Origin of the sequence: Pseudomonas sp. NPDC087803 (assembly GCF_044742995.1) — a bacterium.
Classification (GTDB): domain Bacteria; phylum Pseudomonadota; class Gammaproteobacteria; order Pseudomonadales; family Pseudomonadaceae; genus Aquipseudomonas.
The window spans coordinates 65021-84121 of the sequence record NZ_JBIUVO010000005.1 but is presented as its reverse complement, the minus strand read 5'-3'; the positions used below and the strand labels follow the sequence as shown (position 1 = coordinate 84121).

Sequence of the window (19101 nt, the reverse complement as noted above, 5' to 3'; positions counted from 1 at the left end):
ACTTTCCACCTATCGAGAAATTGCCGGCAGCGACCCACGTCGTCGAGTTTTTCGCAGCCGTCCCGCCTATTGTGTAAAATGCCGCCCGGGTGCCACCGCAACGACGCGGCAGGGCAGGTTTAATTCAGCGCAGGTCGGGCCGCCGCGCGGAGTTGCCGTGCCTATGAGCCACGATCCGTCACGCCTGCATGCTGCCCCTGCCCGCCAGGATTCGCCGTCTGCCCTGGCCTTTCTCTCCCGATTCTTCGCCGCCGAATCCGCCGGTGGCCTGATCCTGATGGCCGCGGCCCTCGCCGCACTGTTGGTCGCCAACTCGCCTTGGGCGGCCACGTATTTCTCGACCCTGCACATCAAGATCGCCGGTCTGTCGATCGAGCATTGGGTGAATGATGGCCTGATGGCGATCTTCTTCATGCTGGTGGGCCTGGAGATCAAGCGCGAAATGCTCGCCGGGCAGTTGTCGACCTGGGGTCAGCGCGCGCTGCCGGGCTTCGCCGCGCTGGGTGGGATGCTGGTCCCGGCCTTGATCTACGTTGCGATCAACTGGGGCAATCCGCAGACCCTCAGCGGTTGGGCGATTCCCGCCGCCACCGACATTGCTTTCGCCTTGGGCGTGCTGTCGCTGCTGGGCAAACGGGTGCCCGTGTCGCTGAAAATCTTCCTCTCGGCGCTGGCCATTCTTGATGATCTGGGCGCGGTGGTGATCATCGCGATTTTCTACACCAGCGGCCTGTCGGTGAGCATGCTCCTGGCCTCGTTGGCGGTGATCGCATTGCTGGTGATCCTCAACCGCTGCGGTGTCAGAAAGCTCTGGCCGTACCTGCTCGCCGGCGCCTTCCTGTGGTTCTTCATGCTGCAATCGGGGATCCACGCGACCCTCGCCGGGGTGATTCTGGCCCTGTGCATTCCACTGGGTAACCCGGAAGACGAGCACAACTCGCCGCTGCTGTACCTCGAAGAAAAAATGCATCCCTGGGTGGCGTTCGCCGTGGTGCCGATTTTCGGTTTCGCCAATGCGGGTGTATCGCTGGCCGGCATTTCCCCGAGCAACCTGCTTGAGCCGGTACCGCTGGGTGTGGCGCTGGGCCTGTTGTTCGGCAAGCAGATCGGCATCCTCGGCCTCGGTGCCCTGGCGATTCGCAGTGGTCTGGCGCAGTTGCCGCAAGGCGCGAGCTGGCTGCAACTGTACGGTGTCGCCCTGCTCTGCGGGATCGGCTTCACCATGAGCCTGTTCATCGGCGCACTGGCCTTCCCGGGCGCAGCGCATCTGGTCGATTCGGTGAAGGTGGGGGTGTTGCTGGGTTCGATCCTGTCCGCGCTGCTGGCGGTGGTCGTGCTGCTGAATGCGGGTAAGGCGAAGGCTTCGAGCTGATCGCCGGATCTGGTCGCGACAGAAACCAATGTGGGAGCGGGCTTGCTCGCGAAGGCGGTGATTCAGTCGATAAATTAGCTGACTGAATCACCGCCTTCGCGAGCAAGCCCGCTCCCACAGTTTTTACTGCGGTGCTGCTTAGCCTTTTTCGTCGATCCCGGCTTGCAGGGTCTGGCTGTCCAGATGGCCGCTCAGGGTCACCGGACCGACTTTCAGATTGCCGTTATCGAACGACACCTTCGGGGCGTTTTCCTCGGTTTTCTGCGGCAGGTCCAGCCCGGCTTTTACTCCGTAGTCACGGTTGACCAGATCGCTGCTACCCACCTTCGAACCGCCCAGATCGACCTTGCCCTCAGGCGATGAAATCCGCGCGCCAGTCAGCTGCGTTGCGCCGCCCACCGCAAGATTCACACCCTGATTGCCACTGATGCCGGACGCCTGCGCCACACTGTCCTTGTGCGCGTATTCGCCCTGCGCTTTCAGCGTTGGCTTGTAGTCGGTGCCGGCGAGCTTTTCCTTGTCGCTCGGTGGGTTCTTCTTCGCGGTCAGGCCCAGATCGACATCGACCTTGGCTTGCGTCTGCGAGTCCTGACGACTGTCGACGCTCAGGTCACCGGCAATCTTGCCGCTGACATTTTTCGCGTCGATCCGTGCACCCGACAGCTGTGCATCACCGGCACTGTTGAGCACCACGCTGTCAGCCTTGATCTGGCTGTTCTGCTGGGTGGTGCCTTGCAGGTAGTCGACGCCAATCTTGGCCCCGGCGTTGAAGCCGTGGTCGCTGCTGGCCTTCTCATCGGCGGCGGTCGGGGTCTTGCTGCTCAGGTTGCCGCCGGCATTCAGCGCGACGTTCCAGTTGTTGCGGCTGTCAGTGGACTGCGCCGACTCCTGAACGAAACCGCCCTTCTGCGCATCGATGCTGACGTTCGGCGCGCTGACTTGCGTGCCTTGCAGGTGCACCGCGTCACCGCTCAACACGATATTGCTCTGGCTATTGAGCTGACCACCGGTCAACGTCTGCGAGTTTTCGTTGACCCGGCCGATGTTGAAATTGCCGCTCAGATTACCGCCCTGATCGCGACTCTTCTCGCTGCTGGATTTGCTGCCGCCACCCTTCAAACCGCCGCCGAGATTGCTGCCGGTCGCGGTGTGCGTGGTGGTGGCCGCTTGCAGATCAAGCTTGCCGTCAGCGTGCAGATCAATCCCGCCGGCGCTGTCGACCTGCGTGCCTTGCTGAACCTGATTGCCACCGCTGCTCAGTTGCACCGGGTCGTTGCCGCTGATGCTCGCCACATGGGCCTGAGTGTCAGTGGTCTGCTTGCCGCTGTGATCGAGCTGGAAGCCAGCGCCGAGGTCGACGTTGGTGCCGTCGGTGCCCGGCAAGGTGCCGACCGTCAACGAGCCGCTGCCGCGCAGGCTGGAGTCGCTGCTGCTCTGGCGGTCGGTGGCCTGATTCAGCGCCAGATCGCCGCCGGTCTTGATGCTCACCCCGCCCTGCCCGCCGTCGAAACGGCTGCCAGCGAACTGTGCGTCCCCGCCCACTTTAATGTTCACGCCTTGGCTGCCGGCATAACCGCCGACCACCGCGGTGCTGCTGTCCTTACTGGCGTAGCTATTGCCACCGGCGCCGCTGGCGGCGACGTTCACGTCTTCGCCGGTCTTGGTGTAGACGCGCACGTCGACCTTGGCGTCCACTGAGTTATCGGTGCTGCTGTGATTGTTGCTCGCGGCATCGGCAACCAGTTTGTCGGCGCTGATGTTGACCTTGCCGTTGCTGGCGCTGTACTGGGTGCCCTGGTCGTGCAGGGTGCCGGCGGTTTTTACCTCGACACTGCCACCGTCGAAACGACTGACCACGGCGTTGCTGCTCTGCTCGGTCTTGTCGGCGCTGCCGTGACCGATCGCCACGTCGAGGCCGACGTTCGGCTGGCCGAGATTGCTCAATGCTTCCTTGTCCGGCACCTTGCCGTTAAGCACATCCTTGACCGCACCGGCAATCGGCCGGGCGATGTCCTTGTACTCGACGTTGGCGCCAATGTCCGCCGACCAGTTGCTCTGGTTGTGGGTGCTGCTTTCGGTGTTGCTGGCAGCGCGGTTGTCGATCGCGTTGGCCGCGACGTTCAGACCGTTGCCAGCCTTGACCTGCGCGCCTTCGGTCAGCAGCTTGTCGGCGTTGATGTTCAGGCTGCCGCTGCTCTGCACGTGGGTGGTTTGCGCGGTGGTGTTGCTGCTGCTGTCTTGCGTGGTGCTGTGGGCGAAATCGACGCCACTGCCGGCACGGTCAAGGCCGCCGGTGTAGTAAAAACCGCCGCCGGTACTGGAGGTGCCGGATGAGGTTTTGTGGCTGTCCTGTTCAGCCAGCAACGACACATTCTTGCCACTCAGCGTGGTGTCGCCGGCTGTGGATTTGACCTCACCGCCCTTGACTGTCAGATCACCGCCGGCCTGCACCTGCACGCTGCCGCCGCTGAGGCTCGAGCCTTGCTGGTTGACGTCGTTGCGGGTGACGGTCTGTTGTTTGTCTTCATAGTGCACCCCGGCGCGGTATTGCTCCGGCGTTTGCTCTTTGGCGTAGGCATCGAAGCCACGGGTCTCGGTGGTCGAGCTGCTGTCGTGAGTGTTCTGCGCGGAATGCACGTTCACATCACCCGCCGCGTCCGCCGTCAGCGCGCCGCCGGCCTTGACCGTGGAACCAGCCACTTCAATATCCTTGGCGCTTTTGAGCTTGAGGTTGCTGTCAGAAACCAGCTCGCTGCCCAGCGTGGTGCTGTCTCTGGAGTTCTGCCGCGACTCGTCCTTGGTGATGCCGAAGAACTTGCTGTCCTTGTCGTGGTTGTTGCTGTGCGAGGTGTCCTGCACGCCGTCGATCAGCAGCGAACCCTGAGCGCTGATCACGCTGGCCTCGGTGCCGCCACGGACCTGGCTGCCGCTGATGCGTACATCGTCGGCCTTGACGATCAGTTTACCGGCGGCGTTGATTTTGCTGCCCTGATGCTGAGTCTTGCCTTTGTCGGCGTCACCGGTCTTGCCGAAGAAACCACCGCCGACCAGGTCACCAGAATAACTGTTGTTATTGCTGCGGTTGGTGCGGGTGGCCGTGGTGACCTCCACCTGCTTGCCCGCCAGTTTCACATCACCGGCGCTGTTCAATTCAGCGCCTTCGGAACGCAACAACGCGGCGGTTTGCAGAGCGATATTGCCGCTCTTCAACTGGCTGCTGATGCTGCGCTGTTCTTCGCTGCTGTTGTTCCAGTCGGCCTTCCACAGATGCTTGCGATGGTTGCCCTGATCGGTCTGGGTGTGGCTTTCGGTGGCGGCGGTCAGGCGCAGATCGCCGCCGCTTTGCACATCGAGATTTTTCGCCGCTTCAACCTTGGCCGCTTTGAGTTCGGTGTCTTTGCCGGAGCTCAGCTTGACGTCGCGGCTGGCGACGATCTGGCTGCCGTGCTGGCGAGTTTCACTGTCAGTCTGGGTGCGGTCGTAGGTTTCCCAAGTGATGCCGATGGTGCTGTTGCTCCAGTTTTCGCGCTGCTCCTGGAGCTTGCGGCTTTCGACGGTGCTCAGGGTCAGGTTGCGCTTGGCATTGACGCTGACGTCGCGAGCACTGACATCGGTGGCGGCCAGCGTCAGGTCGTTGCCGCTGTGCAGGCCGACATCGCCCTGACTGCTGCGAATGCCGGCACGGGTCACTTCGAGGCTATTGGGGATGGCTTCACCGCTGACGCTGAGGTCGCCGGCGGAACGGATCTGCACGCCGTCACGCCCGGCCACTTGCACCGCACCCACACGCACGCCCGCGCCCTCTGCGGTGCTGATGATATTGATGCGCCCGGCCTGCATCGCGCCGAACAGGCTGGCGTCAATGCGTTGATCCTGGGTGTTGCCCGCCGGGTCCACGGCTTTGACCTGACCGCTGGCGTAATCGACCTGATTGCGTCCGAGCGTGAGGTTCAATTGATCGCGGGCGTCGATGCGGCCCTGGCTGTCGATACGCGGGGCGATCAGGTTGACCGAACCCTCGGCGTTACGCAGGCCGCCACTCTGGATCTGCAACTGACCGCTGGCGTCGCGGGTGCTCAGGCCTTGCAGTTTGCCGTCGTTCAATTCCGGACGACCGACCAGCAGACTGGCGTTCGGCGTATTGATGAAACTGCCGCCGTTCACCGAAATGCCGTTGGGATTGGCCAGCACATAATCGGCCGCACGGCCGAAGATTTCCTGGGCGCCGTTAATGGCCGACGGGTTGCGGCTGATCACCTCGTTGAGGATCACGCTCGCCGCCTGCCCCTGCAGTTGCGGGTTGGCCGCCAGTTGCCCGGCGAGCTGCGATTGCCCGGCCTGCAAGGCGTTGTTCAGCACCAGCCCCTGACGGTCGACGTTGTAGTCGAGGAACTGGTTGTGCGACAGACCCGAGCCGTTGGGCGCGACGATATTGACGATGGGCACCCCGCCCTGAGTCTGCAACTGCGCGGTGCCGCCGGGCCCGGGTGCGACCATCACACCGCCGGCGATGGCGCTGGGCAGGTGCACGGCGAAGAACAGGCTGGCGATCGCCCAGCGCAGTTTGCCCCGAGGAGAAAGATGGAATGCAAAGGAATGTGCTGGCATAAAAACGTCTCCATGTAAGTACGGCATCACGGCGCGCGATTTGGTCTTGGCCGTGGCTGTCGCGCTCAGATCCGACGGCGGTTTGTTCACTGCTTGATGAATCTCGGTGGTGCTCATATCTGCAACCCCACGCGCATCAGCCAGGTCTCTGGCTCGTGCTGCAAACCGTTGGGGGTGTTGAGGGCGCGTTGGTAATCGATGTCCACTTGCAGATTCTTCCAGCCCAGATTCAGCCCGACGCTGGCGCCGCTCAGGCGTTGACCTTGCGCGCCGTGATCGGCCTTGAGCCAGCCGTTGTCCAAACCTACGCGCGGGGTGATTTGCAGCGGCCAATCGCTGCGCAGCGGCAGACGCAAGGTGTTGCGCCAGATCGCGCCGCTGGCACCGGATGCGCTGCTGACCCGATAGCCGCGCACCGCCGAATCGTCGGTGCCGAGCAACTGTTCGATGGCCGGTAACGGATCGGGGCTGTATTGCAGATTGAGCTGGCTCTGCCACTGCCACGCTTGCGCGCCGAACTGACCGTTGCGCCACTGACTGAGGCCGGCGCGGTACTTGCGAAACTGCGCTTTGGGCAGGTTGTTGACTGCATGATTGGCGTCGTCATCGGCACCCAGCCAGCGCAAGCCTTGCGAGTAGCTGAAGTCGAGGTTCCACACCGCACGGTCGAGCCAGAACAGATTGAGTCCGGCTTCGGCCACGGTCAGGGTCGGGCTTTGAATGCCCAGGCGGACATTCTCCAGATAGCTGTCGACATCCTTGTGCGCCAATTGCAGGTTGGCGCTGAGCTGACGGCTCTGGTCGCGCCACAACACACGGTCGGCGCGCAGGCTCAGTTGATCGGTGATGCCGGTGCTGTACAAGGTCGCACTGGGCAGTTTGAACGGCGCGCGGTATTCGGCGTGGCTGGCGAACGCGCTGTAGGTCCAGTAGCCGTAGGGAATCGCGTAGTACAGGCTGGCGTTGCGACTGTAGCGGTCGCCCTGATTCAACGTGTCGCTGGCGCTGAGGCTCAACAGATCGTTGAGTTGCAACGGGCTGTCGAAGCTCAGGCTGACGCTGTCGCGATCACGCCCGGTGCTGGCGCTGCCGAGGTTGTCCATACCCAGGCCCAACGCCCAGCGCGACAGCCCGGCCGTGCGCGAACGCAGGATGATTCGCGACGCGCCCGGCTGGCTGCCGGGGGCGATGTCGGCGGTCAGGTCAATCGAACGCAAGCGGTTCAACTGATCCAGGCCCTGCTCCAGATCGCGCAGGTTCAGCGGCTGACCGAGCATATGCGGGAACGCGCCGCCCAGCGACACGGGCAGGCTCTGATCGGCCAGTTCGATGGACTCGATGTAGCCCTCGTCGATCATGATGTCCAGCGACTGTCCCGCCTCCGGCGCGCTCAACAGGTACGGGCGGCTGGCAATGTAGCCCTTTTCGACGTAGCTCGCGGTGATGGTCGCCAGCAGATGGTTGATCTGGCCGACGCCCATGCACGGCGCCAGCAGCGGTTTGATCCGGGCGTTGAGCTTGTCGCTGTCGATCAGCGTAACGCCGCCGATGCGCGTGCCACTTAGCGGCCAGCAGCGTTCATCGGGGGTGACGGTTTGCGCGATGACTGGAGTGGCCGGCGCCGGGCCGAACGCACCGCGCTCGAGTTGGCGCTGGCGTTGCTCCATCTGCAGTTGTTGCAGATCGCGCTGTTGCTGTTGCTGCTGGCGCAGCACTTCCTGGCCCGGCGCAACAGGGTCAGCCGCTTGTATCGAGGAGGCGCACACACTCAACACAAAGGCCGACAACAGCGGGCAAAGCGTGGAACGACGACGAAAAACAGCGCAAAGCGAATACGGCACGCAACATCCTTGCAAGCATAAAATGGCGTAATGCCACTTCATCAATGCGAGTGATAGTCAGAGCCTTCCTACGCAAATGCAAGACGCTTCCTACAGCGCTTACATTTCTTAAACAATTGATTTTGCTGCGTTCACCGCCAGCAACCGCGCACGGCGTAAGGGTTTCCCCGAGGGGGGTGATCGAGTTGTCGAACGCTCGTCCCACCTCACGGGCGCTAACTGTCTACCGAGCCCCCTCCAAAACCTGAGTCGCTGGAAGCAAACGGACGACCGGCATAAAAACTCAATTGCCACAAAATATTACTTGCCTCATATTACGTCCGTAATAACGACTCGTTTCCGCAGGTACCAAGCCATGACCAGCATGCCCACCCTTGAGCCCGACCTGTCTGTTGCGGTCACCGCCGCCAAGCCGCCACTGCGCAAACGCCTGCTGCTGACGGGCGCCGGCCTGATCGCGCTGGTGGTGGTTGGTGTGTACGCCGCGCACTGGTGGGGCACCGGGCGTTTTCTGGAAGAGACCGACGATGCCTACATCGGTGGCGACGTCACGGTGATCGGGCCGAAGGTCGCCGGGTACATCGAAGAAGTGCTGGTCAGTGACAACCAATCGGTGAAGGCCGGCGACGTGCTGATTCGACTCGATGCGCGTGACTATCGCGCCAACCTCGCCAAAGCCGAGGGCGCCGTCGCTGCCGAACAAGCGCTGCTGGCCAACCTCGACGCCACCGAGCAATTGCAGCAAGCGGTGATCGGCCAGGCTCGGGCCGGCATTGATGCCGCCGCTGCCGAAACCGCCCGTTCGCGGGACGACAATGCCCGCTACAAACGCCTGGTGAGCAGCAACGCGGTGTCGGTGGAAAGCGCCCAGCGCGCCGACGCCAGCTTCAAGACCGCCCAGGCCCTGAGCGCCCGTGCCCAGGCTGAATTGCTCGCCGCACAGCGCCAACTGGCAGTGATCGACACTCAGAAACAACAGGCCCGCGCCGCCCTGCAACAGGCTCGAGCCGAGCGCGATCTGGCGCAACTGAACCTCGGCTACACCGAGCTGCGCGCACCGGTCGACGGGGTGATCGGCAACCGCCGCGCACGGGTCGGCGCCTATGCCCAGGCTGGTTCGCAACAGTTGTCGGTGGTACCGGCCAGCGGTCTGTGGGTGGATGCCAATTTCAAGGAAGACCAACTGGCGCGAATGAGACCCGGGCAACGCGTGAGCATCCGCGCCGACGTGCTCTCCGGCCAGGAATTCCATGGCCGCCTCGACAGCCTCGCGCCCGCCACCGGGTCGCAATTCAGTGTGCTGCCCCCGGAGAACGCCACCGGCAACTTCACCAAAATCGTCCAGCGAGTGCCGGTGCGAATCCTCCTCGATCCGGCCGACGGCGTGCTCGGGCATCTGCGTCCCGGCCTGTCGGTGACCGCCGAAGTCGACACCCGCGCGCCAGCTGAAACCAGCGCCGTGGCTGTCGCGCCATGAGCACCGCCCTCGCCGCCCCGGCGCAACCGTTCAACGCCGCCGACATGGCCACCGCGACCAAAGTGTTCGCCTTCGCCACGATGTGCATCGGCATGTTCATTGCGCTGCTGGACATCCAGATCGTCTCGGCGTCGCTGCGTGATATCGGCGGCGGACTCTCGGCCGGCACCGACGAAACCGCGTGGGTGCAGACCAGTTACCTGATCGCCGAAATCATCGTGATCCCGCTGTCGGGCTGGCTGTCGCGGGTGTTCTCCACGCGCTGGCTGTTTTGCGCTTCGGCGGTCGGCTTCACCCTGGCCAGCCTGCTTTGCGGCGTGGCTTGGAACATCCAGAGCATGATCGCCTTTCGTGCGCTGCAAGGCTTTCTCGGCGGTTCGATGATTCCGCTGGTGTTCACCACCGCGTTCTTTTTCTTCACCGGCAAACAACGGGTGATTGCCGCCGCGACCATCGGTGCGGTGGCGTCACTGGCGCCGACCATGGGGCCGGTGATCGGCGGCTGGATCACCGATATTTCCTCGTGGCACTGGCTGTTCTACATCAACCTGGTGCCGGGGATTTTCGTCGCGGTGGCAGTGCCGATGCTGGTGAAGATCGACCAGCCGGAACTGGCGCTGCTCAAAGGTGCCGACTACCTGAGCATGGTGTTTCTCGCGCTGTTTCTCGGCTGCCTGGAATACACCCTCGAAGAAGGCCCGCGCTGGAACTGGTTCAGTGACAGCACAATCCTCACCACCGCATGGATCAGCGGCATCGCCGGTGTGGCCTTCATCGCGCGCACCTTGCACGTGGCCAATCCGATCGTCGATCTGCGCGCGCTCAAGGATCGCAACTTTGCCCTCGGCTGCTTCTTTTCCTTTGTCACCGGGATCGGCCTGTTCGCGACGATTTACCTGACGCCGCTGTTTCTCGGACGGGTACGCGGCTACAGCGCGCTGGACATTGGTCTGGCGGTTTTTTCCACCGGGGTGTTCCAGATCATGGCGATTCCGCTGTACGCCTTTCTCGCCAATCGCATGGATTTGCGCTGGATCATGATGATCGGCCTGGGGCTGTTTGCATTGTCGATGTGGGAATTCAGTCCGATCACCCACGACTGGGGCGCGGGCCAGTTGCTGCTGCCGCAAGCGCTGCGCGGGATTGCCCAGCAACTGGCGGTGCCACCGGCGGTGACGCTGACTTTGGGCGGCTTGGCCCCGGCACGCTTGAAGCACGCTTCGGGGCTGTTCAACCTGATGCGCAACCTGGGCGGTGCCATTGGCATTGCGGCGTGCGCGACCATTCTCAATGACCGCACCAACCTGCACTTCACCCGCCTGGCCGAGCATCTGAACAGCAGCAACGAGGCGCTGAATCAGTGGCTGTCACAGGTCGGTGGCAACCTGGCGACGCTGGGTCAGAGCGGTGATGTCGGCGTCACCGCCGGCCTGCATCAGCTGTGGCTGCTGACCTACCGCGAGGCGCAGACCCAGACCTACGGCGACACCTTTTTGATGATCATGTTGTGCTTCATCATCGCCACGGCGATGGTGCCCTTGATGCGCAAGGTGCAACCACCGGCCGCGCCGAGTGCGGATGCGCATTGATCCAGACTTCCAAAACGACCGGCCCCTGTAGGAGCTGCCGCAGGCTGCGATCTTTTGGCTTTGATTTTAAAAACAAGATCAAAAGATCGCAGCCTGCGGCAGCTCCTACAGGGGTTATGTGTTGCGGCTTAGAGCTGTGGGGTTTTACGGAAGCCCACGGCCAGACGGTTCCAGCTGTTGATGGTGCTGATCGCCACGCTCAGGTCGACCATTTCCTTGGGGGTGAAATGCGCAGCGACTGCTTCGTAATCTTCGTCCGGAGCGTGGGTCAGGCTCAGTTGGGTCAGCGATTCGGTCCACAGCAGCGCCGCACGTTCGCGGTCGGTGAAGAATGGCGCTTCACGCCACGCGGTCACGGCGAACAGCCGACGTGGGGTCTCGCCGCCCTTGATCGCGTCGGTGGTGTGCATGTCGATGCAGAACGCACAGCCGTTGATCTGCGAAGCTCGCAGTTTGACCAGTTCGACCAGGGTCTTTTCCAGCGGCAGTTTCGAGACGGCGGTTTCCAGGGCGATCATCGCTTTCAGGGCGTCTGGGGAGGCGGTGTAGAAATCGGTGCGAGCTTTCATGGTTGAGTTTCCGGGGCCAGTGAATGTGTGACTAAGGTAGCCCCGCACCTGCCCCGGACAAATAGCCAATCTCCCGGAAGACGAGTAGACCACCGCGTCACACGCGATTGCGTAACCAGTGCAGGAACCCGGTTTTCGCCACCACAGGCGGCACGTCCTGGGTCAGGGTCTGGGCCTTGTGCAGGCGATAATCGAGCAAGGCTTTCATCGCCTCGTTGATGTCATGGCGGGCATCCAGGCACGGCTTCAGGTAGGTCTTCTCGATGCGGTACAGCGCACAGAAGGTTTTCGCCGCGAAGGTCGCCGGCACCGAGGAATCGGAGAGAATGCCGGCCTCACCGATCACTTCCCCCGGCCCCATACGCCCGGATTCGAACGGCGTGCCATGGCGAGTCAAGGTCACGCTGACCACGCCGGACTCGATGATGAACAAATGATCGCTGACCTCCCCGGCATCGAGAATCGTCTCGCCGGCGCGGAAAGTCTGCAGGGTCATGTTCTGGCTGAAGGTGTCTTTCTCTTCCTGGCGCAGAGTGGAGAAAATCGGCGAACTGTCGAGCAGCGCCCGTGGCCGCGAGAGGTTGCCGGCGACAATCGGTTCGACACTCGACAACAGATTGACCCCGGATGCCTGCAGATGCCGGTAAGCCAGATCGAACAGCTGATTGCGCACCGAACGCTTCTGATCCATCGACGACACAAAACCGCTGATCTCATATTCAGCACCAGCGCTGCTGGAGCTTTTCAACGCGACGCTCGGCGACGGATTGTCCAGCAGCGGGCGGCAACCCTGCATCGCCCGCTCCAGCGCGTCGATCACCGTATTGGGCCGGGCGTGCGGGCTGACCTGGACACTGACGGCCACCCCGAACATGTTGCTCGGTCGGCTGAAGTTGATGATCTTGGCCTTGGCTGCCAGTGAGTTGGGAATCACCGCCATGCTGCCCTGGCTGGTTTGCAGGCGCGTGGCGCGCCAGTCGATATCGACGACCCGGCCTTCGGTGCCGTCGATGGAGATCCAGTCATCAATCTGATAGGGCTTGGTGGTGTTGAGCACGATCCCGGAGAACACGTCACTCAGGGTGCTCTGCAATGCCAGACCGACGATGATCGCCAAGGCCCCGGACGTGGCCAGCACGCCTTTGACCGGCAGATCCAGCACGTAAGCCAGTGCCGCGATAATGGCGATCAGGAAAATCACCGCGCCGAGCAGATCCTGCAACAGCCGCCCGGTGTGCCCGACGCGCTGCATCATCACCGCGCCGATCAGCACCGTCAGGGTGCGCGCGCCGAACAGCCACCAGCCAATCTGCAAGCCGGTCGCCGCCAGGTGCAGCGGCACGTTGTCGGCCCACGGCGCCGGTTCCATCGGGTTGAGGCCTTCGTTGAACAACAGCACGCTGAACAGGCTGAAAATCAGCACCCGCACCAGCAGCTTCCACTCGCTGCCACGGGAGCTGATCAGGCGCCACAGCCCGAGATCGAGGAGGATCAGGATCAACGCGCAGAACAACGGATGTTCGGTCAAAAAAGACAACATCAAACCACTCCGACAGGGGCCAATCGCGAGAAGATCGCACAGATTGGCTCAGTGTAGGAGCAATTGATTTCAGAGGATGAACGCCCGCGTAAAAACACCCAAAAACCAATGTGGGAGCGGGCTTGCTCGCAACGGCGGTGGATCAGTCAGACACGCATCGACTGGCACTCCGCTTTCGCGAGCAAGCCCGCTCCCACAGGGGGTAATTACCCGTGCATCCGGCCGAATCGTCCGGACTGGAAGTCGGCGAACGCCTGATGAATCTCCTGCTCGGTGTTCATCACGAACGGGCCGTGGCCGACGATCGGTTCGTCGATCGGCTCGCCGCTGAGCAGCAGCACCACCGCGTCTTCACTGGCCTCAAGGGTCAACTGACGACCGTCGCGCTCGAACAACACCAACTGCCCGATACCTGCCGTTTGCGTACCGTTGATCGTCACCGAACCTTTCAACAGCACCAGCGCGGTGTTGCGCCCTTCGTGCAGATCCAGCGTCAGCAACTTGCCGGCGTTCAGCCGCAGGTCCCAGACGTCGATCGGCGTGAAGGTCTGCGACGGGCCTTTCTGCCCCTCGAACTCACCGGCGATCAACCGCAGGCGGCCGGCGTTGTCCTTCAGCGCGATATCTGGAATGTCGCGATCGAGAATGGTCTGGTAGCCGGGCGCGGCCATTTTGTCCTTGGCCGGCAGGTTGACCCAGAGTTGCACCATTTCCAGTTTGCCGCCGGTTCTGGCGAAATCATCCGAGTGAAACTCTTCGTGCAGGATCCCGGACGCCGCCGTCATCCACTGCACATCGCCCGGGCCGATGGTGCCGCCGCTGCCGGTGGAATCGCGGTGCTGCACTTCGCCGTCGTAGACGATGGTCACCGTTTCAAAACCACGATGCGGATGCTGGCCGACGCCACGGCGCTCGGTGGTCGGGGTGAATTCGGCAGGTCCTGCGTGATCGAGCAGCAGGAACGGGCTGATGTGTTTGCCCAGGTTGTCGTAGGAAAACAGGGTGCGAACCGGGAACCCATCGCCGACCCAATGGCCGCGAGGGCTGGTGTAGATACCGATGATGTTTTTCATGGTTGCCTCCAGAAAAGTGGGTGACGCAATGGATTAAGCTTAAATCCATGACGGTTGGAGGACTAGCCGGCAAAAACCGGCTTTAGTGTTCCACTTATAGAACAGTGCTGCACCTATCCACATAGCCTTGTAGGAGCTGCGGCACGCTGCGATCTTTTGATCTTGTTTTTCAGGATCAAAAGATCGCAGCGTGCCGCAGCTCCTACAAGATTCGTGACTTGCGCTCAACAGTGCTTTGCCCCGGCAGCGGTTTTTCTCACGGACGCAGACACGGATACTCCTCTCATTCCCACTGCAACCCTGGAGTCATCAATGTCTGTTCCCGCTTTTGGTCTGGGTACGTTTCGCCTGCAAGGTCAGGTGGTCATCGACTCGGTGAGCACCGCCCTTGAACTCGGCTACCGTGCCATCGACACCGCGCAGATCTACGAAAACGAAGCCGAGGTCGGTCAGGCCATCGCCGCCAGCGGGATTGCCCGCGAAGAGCTGTTCATCACCAGCAAGATCTGGATTGCCAACTTCGCCAAGGACCGTCTCATCGACAGCCTCAAGGAAAGCCTGCAGAAATTGCAGACCGACTATCTGGACCTGACGCTGATCCACTGGCCGTCACCGGAAGATCAGGTGCCGGTCGGCGAATTCATGGGCGCGCTGCTCGAAGCCAAGCGTCTGGGCCTGACCCGGCAGATCGGCGTGTCCAACTTCACTATCGAGCTGATGCAACACGCCATCGCAGCGGTCGGTGCAGAAAATATCGCCACCAATCAGATCGAGCTGCACCCGTACCTGCAAAACCGCAAAGTGGTCGAGTTCGCCCGCAGCCAGGGCATCCACATCACCTCGTACATGACCCTCGCCTATGGCGAAGTGTTGAAGGATCCAGTGATCCAGCAGATTGCCGAACGCCTGCAAGCCACGCCGGCGCAAGTGACGCTGGCCTGGGCGATGCAGTCGGGTTACGCGGTGATCCCGTCGTCGACCAAACGCGCCAACCTGCAGAGCAACCTCGGCGCCACCGCGCTGACCCTGAGCGAGGCCGACATGGCGCTGATCGCCGGTCTGGAGCGCGGCCAGCGCCTGACCAGTCCGAAAGGCATCGCCCCGCAGTGGGATTGAGCACTCAGCCCTGAAGCAGCTGCGCGAGGCCGAGCATGGTCGCGCGCAGCGCACCGACCGACCGGTGCACGGCCAGCGTTTCGGCGTCCCGACAGGCTTGTTCGAGATCCACGCACGCCGCCACCACCCGGGCGGCACCGACCATTTGCGCACCGCCCTTGATGTGATGCGCGAGCGTCCGCAACCCGTCCAGATCCTGGGGCTGGCGCGCCGCATCCAGCCGTTGCAGATCCTCGTGCAAACTGCGCAACACTTGCTCACGCAGGCGTTGCATCACCGTGTGATCGTCTCCGGCCATTTGCTCCAGCGCGCTGAGGTCGATCTCGGGCGACGGCAGTGTCGGGCTCGCGACGAGCTCACTTGCAGCGTGAGTGGCCGCCCTCAATGCCTGCTCCAGATCGCGCAAGCGAATCGGCTTGAACAGACAATCGTCCATGCCGGCCTCAAGACAGCGGATCTTCTCCTCGATCTGCGCATTGGCGGTAAAACCGAGAATCAGGCAACGCGCCCTGCCGCTCGCCGCCTCTTCGGCACGAATCGCCCGCGCAAGTTCGTAGCCGTTGCGCTGCGGCATGTTGCAGTCGGTGATCAGCACATCGAACGGTTGTGCCCGCCAACGCTCCAGGCCTTGTTCACCGTCTTCGATATCCACCGTGCGGTGGCCCAACTCACTCAATTGCCAGCACAGCAGCAGTCGGTTGACCGGATGATCGTCCACCACCAGCACACTCAATGGCCGCGCGGACCTGGGCACCATTTCCGGCTCTGCCGGGACGGCAACTGCTGCGAGCGCGGCCAACGGTGACAGCTGCAGATTGATTTCAACCCGCGTGCCTTGCCCGGGTCGACTGTCGAGATGCAGCGTCCCGCCCATCATTTCGCAGAGGCTGCGGCTGATCACCAGCCCCAGCCCCGAGCCACTGCGCGCTGATTGACCGGTGTTGCGCGCCTGGACAAACGGGTTGAACAGACGCTGGCGGTCATCGGCGCTGATGCCGATGCCGCTGTCCTCGATTACCAGCGTCACGGCCAACGGCCCAAACGCGGTCCGCGTCACCGTCAACCACAGGCTCACTTCGCCCTGCTCGGTGAACTTGATCGCGTTGCTCAACAGGTTCGACAGCACTTGCTTGAAACGCGTCGGATCAAGCATGACATCAACGTCACTGTGCGCCCCCAACTCTACATGCCATGACAGACGCTTCTCGCGTGCCAAGCCCTCGAACACCCGGCACACCGAAGCCACCAACTCGCGCAGGTTGGTCCGCTCCGGCACCAGGGACAGATGCCCCGACTCGATGCGCGCGATGTCGAGAATGTCACCGATCAGTGCGAGCAATTGCTGGCCGGCGCTGGACGCGACCTGGATCGCCAGCCGATCGGTGACGCCCTCCTCGGCGCGTTTGAGGGCCAGTTCGAGCATGCCGATCAAGGCGTTCATCGGGGTGCGGATTTCATGGCTCATGGTCGCCAGAAACGTGGTCTTGGCGCGGTTGGCGTCGTCGGCGGCTTCCTTGGCCTGCCGCAACTGGCGCAGCCATTGCTGACGCTGACGCAACTGCCAGCGCTGAAAACCGATCCAGGCCAACGCCAGTACCAGCAGGCCCGCCGCCGTGGCGAACGCCAGGAGAATTTCGCGCCGGTGGCGCTGCCAATAGCTCTCCTCCACGACCACATCATGGCTCCACCGCTCGACCAGTTCGTCCATCTGCTGCGGCGCGATGCTCAGCAGCGCCTTGTTCAGAATCGTGTGCAGTGCGGTCGCCTGCGGGGCGGTGGCCAGGGCAATGCGCGCCGGCTGATTACCGATGGTGTTGGTGACGCGCAGGCGTTCGCGGTAATGACGGGCAATCAGAAAACGCGCCACCAGCAACGAGCTGACCGTCGCGTCGGCCTGCCCCTTGGTGATCAGTTCCATGCCCTCGGCGGGGCTGCTGACCTCCACCAGGCGTAAGCCGGGTACCCGTCCCTGTATGTAGCCGCGCAACGGATGGCCGCGATAAATCGCCAGGCGCTTGCCCGCCAGATCGTCAAGGCTGCGCGGGCTGCGGGGCGTGGTGGCGCTGACCAGTACAAACGGATTGTTCAGGTACGCACGGGTGAATTGCAGCTCGACTTCGCGCTCGCTGCTGGGTGTCACCACCGGCAACACGTCGAGTTCGCCGGCCTTGAGCTGTTCGATCTGGCGGTCCAGCGACTGTCCGCGAACAATCTCCAGTTGCAGCCCGGTGCGCTGACTGATCAGGTTGAGCAATTGCGCCGACAGCCCGTTGAAACGCCCGTCGGCATCAAAAAACGTCAGCGGCGCGAAGTCTTCGATCACGCCGACACGCACACGCGGATGCTGCTGCAGCCACTCCTGCTCCCCGGCACTGAGGCGCACCCGCGACTGCGTGGCCATTTGCGCGCGCCCCGCGCTCCAGCGCTGCTCGATCAGCTGACGACGTTCCATGGGAATCGCCGCCAGCGCCTTGTCGAGGATGCGCTTGAGGCGTGCCTCGCTGCGCAGCACGGCGAAACCGAAAGGGTTGGCGTCCAAACCTGACGGCCCGGCCAGTTGCAGGTCATTGCGGTAATTGGTGTTGATCAGGTAATTGGCACTGATCAGGTCCCCCAGGTACCCATCATCAACCCCGAATGCCACCGCACCGAGCGCATCCATCGCCGAGGGATAGCGCTGCAGGTTTACCTCGGGATAGAACGCCTGGACGCTGGCCAGTGGCAGATAGTCCTCGACCATGGCGATGCGTTGGCCGGCCAGATCCGCCGGCAAGGTTTCGTCGCGCCGGGTCACCAGCATCGGCTGATCTTCGGCGTAGGGCCGCGTCAGGACGAAATCCGGATCGGCCAGCTCAAAGCTGTTGGACGTTCCCAGCAGATCGAGTTCGCCGCGTTTGAGCGCAGCCATCACCTCATCGCGCTGGGCGAAACGCTGCACCTCGATCCGCACACCCAGCAGTTGCGCCAGCAGGTCGGCGTAGTCGGCGGTGAGACCTTCCAGCTCCTGGCGATTGCGGGTGATTTCGAAGGGTGGGTAATCGGCGCCGGAAATGCCCATGCGCAATACCGGGTGCTGGCGCAGCCATTGCCGGTCCTGTTCGTCGAGCGGCACCCGGATATTTTCCAGGCCCGCCTGAGTCAACAGTTCCAGATGCTGCGGCGGCTCGCTGGCCCAACAGCTGACCGTGAGGCTCAACCACACCAGCCACCACCCGCGTCGCGGACTCACCTTGGTCACTCAGATCAGAAAATTGCGCTTGGCGAATTCGCGCAAGTGCACCGTGGAATTGATACCGAGCTTTTTCATCAGGCGGGTTTTGTAGGTACTGACGGTTTTATGGCTCAGGTGCATGTCTTCGGCGATCGTCTTGTTGGGTTTGCCCTGCGCCAGTTGTTCGAGAATGCTCAGTTCGCGATTGGACAACTGGTCGATCAGTTGCTTTTCGCTGTGGTGCAACGGCGACGCTATATGTCCGTTGTCGGGCAGCGCAACAAAATACGAGTAGCCCGACATCAGCGCCTGGATGGCCTTGTGCAGTTGCAGCAACTGGTTGCTCTTGGCCACATAGGCCATGGCGCCGCAGCGCATGCAGCGGTCCTGATAGTGCAAAGGATCCTGCGACGTGAAGATCAGCACCCGGCATTCGGGGTCGTGGGCCTTGAGTCGCTCCAGCACCTCCAGTCCGCCGAGCCCTGGCAACTTGAGATCGAGCACCACCAGCCTGGGTTTGTGTTTACGGCTCAGCTCCACGGCTTCGCTGGCGCTCGACGCTTCGTGGATCACCTTGAACCTTTCGGTTTCAAGCACGAGTCTCACGGCAGCCCGCACCACCGGATGATCGTCGACGATCAACGCTGACTTCATGAGCGCTCCCAGTGCAAAAACATGACAAGGGTGCCACCGGCATCGGCTGTT

The 19101-nt window shown here is 62.5% G+C and carries 11 protein-coding genes; 4 read left to right on the top strand and 7 right to left on the bottom strand.

What is annotated here, in order from left to right; genetic code table 11:
- The first annotated feature begins 163 nt into the window (after positions 1–163).
- On the top strand, positions 164–1372 hold the full coding sequence (gene nhaA / locus ACIOUG_RS06500; protein WP_401063607.1) for a Na+/H+ antiporter NhaA: 1209 nt from the start codon (positions 164–166) through the stop codon (positions 1370–1372).
- A gap of 138 nt (positions 1373–1510) precedes the next feature.
- Here the strand turns inward: nhaA and ACIOUG_RS06495 are convergent, their stop codons facing one another.
- Together ACIOUG_RS06495 and ACIOUG_RS06490 are read right to left on the bottom strand one after the other, a co-directional pair.
- Positions 1511–5980, bottom strand: coding sequence for a hemagglutinin repeat-containing protein (locus ACIOUG_RS06495; protein WP_401063548.1), 4470 nt, complete (start codon positions 5978–5980; stop codon positions 1511–1513).
- A gap of 113 nt (positions 5981–6093) precedes the next feature.
- On the bottom strand, positions 6094–7821 hold the full coding sequence (locus ACIOUG_RS06490) for a ShlB/FhaC/HecB family hemolysin secretion/activation protein (RefSeq protein ID WP_401063546.1): 1728 nt from the start codon (positions 7819–7821) through the stop codon (positions 6094–6096).
- A 355-nt stretch (positions 7822–8176) separates the two neighbouring features.
- Here ACIOUG_RS06490 and ACIOUG_RS06485 point away from each other — a divergent pair, with 355 nt between their 5' ends.
- Together ACIOUG_RS06485 and ACIOUG_RS06480 are read left to right on the top strand one after the other, a co-directional pair.
- Positions 8177–9298, top strand: coding sequence for an HlyD family secretion protein (locus ACIOUG_RS06485; RefSeq protein ID WP_401063543.1), 1122 nt, complete (start codon positions 8177–8179; stop codon positions 9296–9298).
- On the top strand, positions 9295–10887 hold the full coding sequence (locus ACIOUG_RS06480; protein WP_401063540.1) for a DHA2 family efflux MFS transporter permease subunit: 1593 nt from the start codon (positions 9295–9297) through the stop codon (positions 10885–10887). The genes ACIOUG_RS06485 and ACIOUG_RS06480 overlap by 4 nt, the downstream gene beginning before the upstream one ends.
- Before the next feature lie 128 nt (positions 10888–11015).
- Here the strand turns inward: ACIOUG_RS06480 and ACIOUG_RS06475 are convergent, their stop codons facing one another.
- The 3 genes from ACIOUG_RS06475 to ACIOUG_RS06465 form a co-directional block, all read right to left on the bottom strand.
- Positions 11016–11456 (bottom strand): carboxymuconolactone decarboxylase family protein, encoded by a 441-nt coding sequence (locus tag ACIOUG_RS06475; RefSeq protein WP_401063538.1) that lies wholly within the window; start codon positions 11454–11456, stop codon positions 11016–11018.
- Positions 11457–11553: 97 nt separating this feature from the next.
- Positions 11554–12996, bottom strand: a complete 1443-nt coding sequence (locus tag ACIOUG_RS06470; protein WP_401063535.1) for a mechanosensitive ion channel domain-containing protein — start codon at positions 12994–12996, stop codon at positions 11554–11556.
- 206 nt (positions 12997–13202) lie between these two features.
- Positions 13203–14069, bottom strand: coding sequence for a pirin family protein (locus ACIOUG_RS06465; protein WP_401063533.1), 867 nt, complete (start codon positions 14067–14069; stop codon positions 13203–13205).
- A gap of 312 nt (positions 14070–14381) precedes the next feature.
- Between ACIOUG_RS06465 and dkgB the strand changes: the two genes are divergently transcribed.
- Entirely contained in the window at positions 14382–15185 is an 804-nt protein-coding gene (dkgB, locus tag ACIOUG_RS06460) for a 2,5-didehydrogluconate reductase DkgB (RefSeq protein ID WP_401063532.1), read from the top strand.
- Positions 15186–15189: 4 nt separating this feature from the next.
- Here dkgB and ACIOUG_RS06455 read toward each other — a convergent pair whose 3' ends face one another.
- Positions 15190–18414, bottom strand: coding sequence for a transporter substrate-binding domain-containing protein (locus tag ACIOUG_RS06455; RefSeq protein ID WP_401063530.1), 3225 nt, complete (start codon positions 18412–18414; stop codon positions 15190–15192).
- A 9-nt stretch (positions 18415–18423) separates the two neighbouring features.
- A complete protein-coding gene (locus ACIOUG_RS06450) occupies positions 18424–19050 on the bottom strand; it encodes a response regulator (protein ID WP_401063528.1) in 627 nt (208 codons plus the stop codon).
- Positions 19051–19101: the final 51 nt, after the last annotated feature.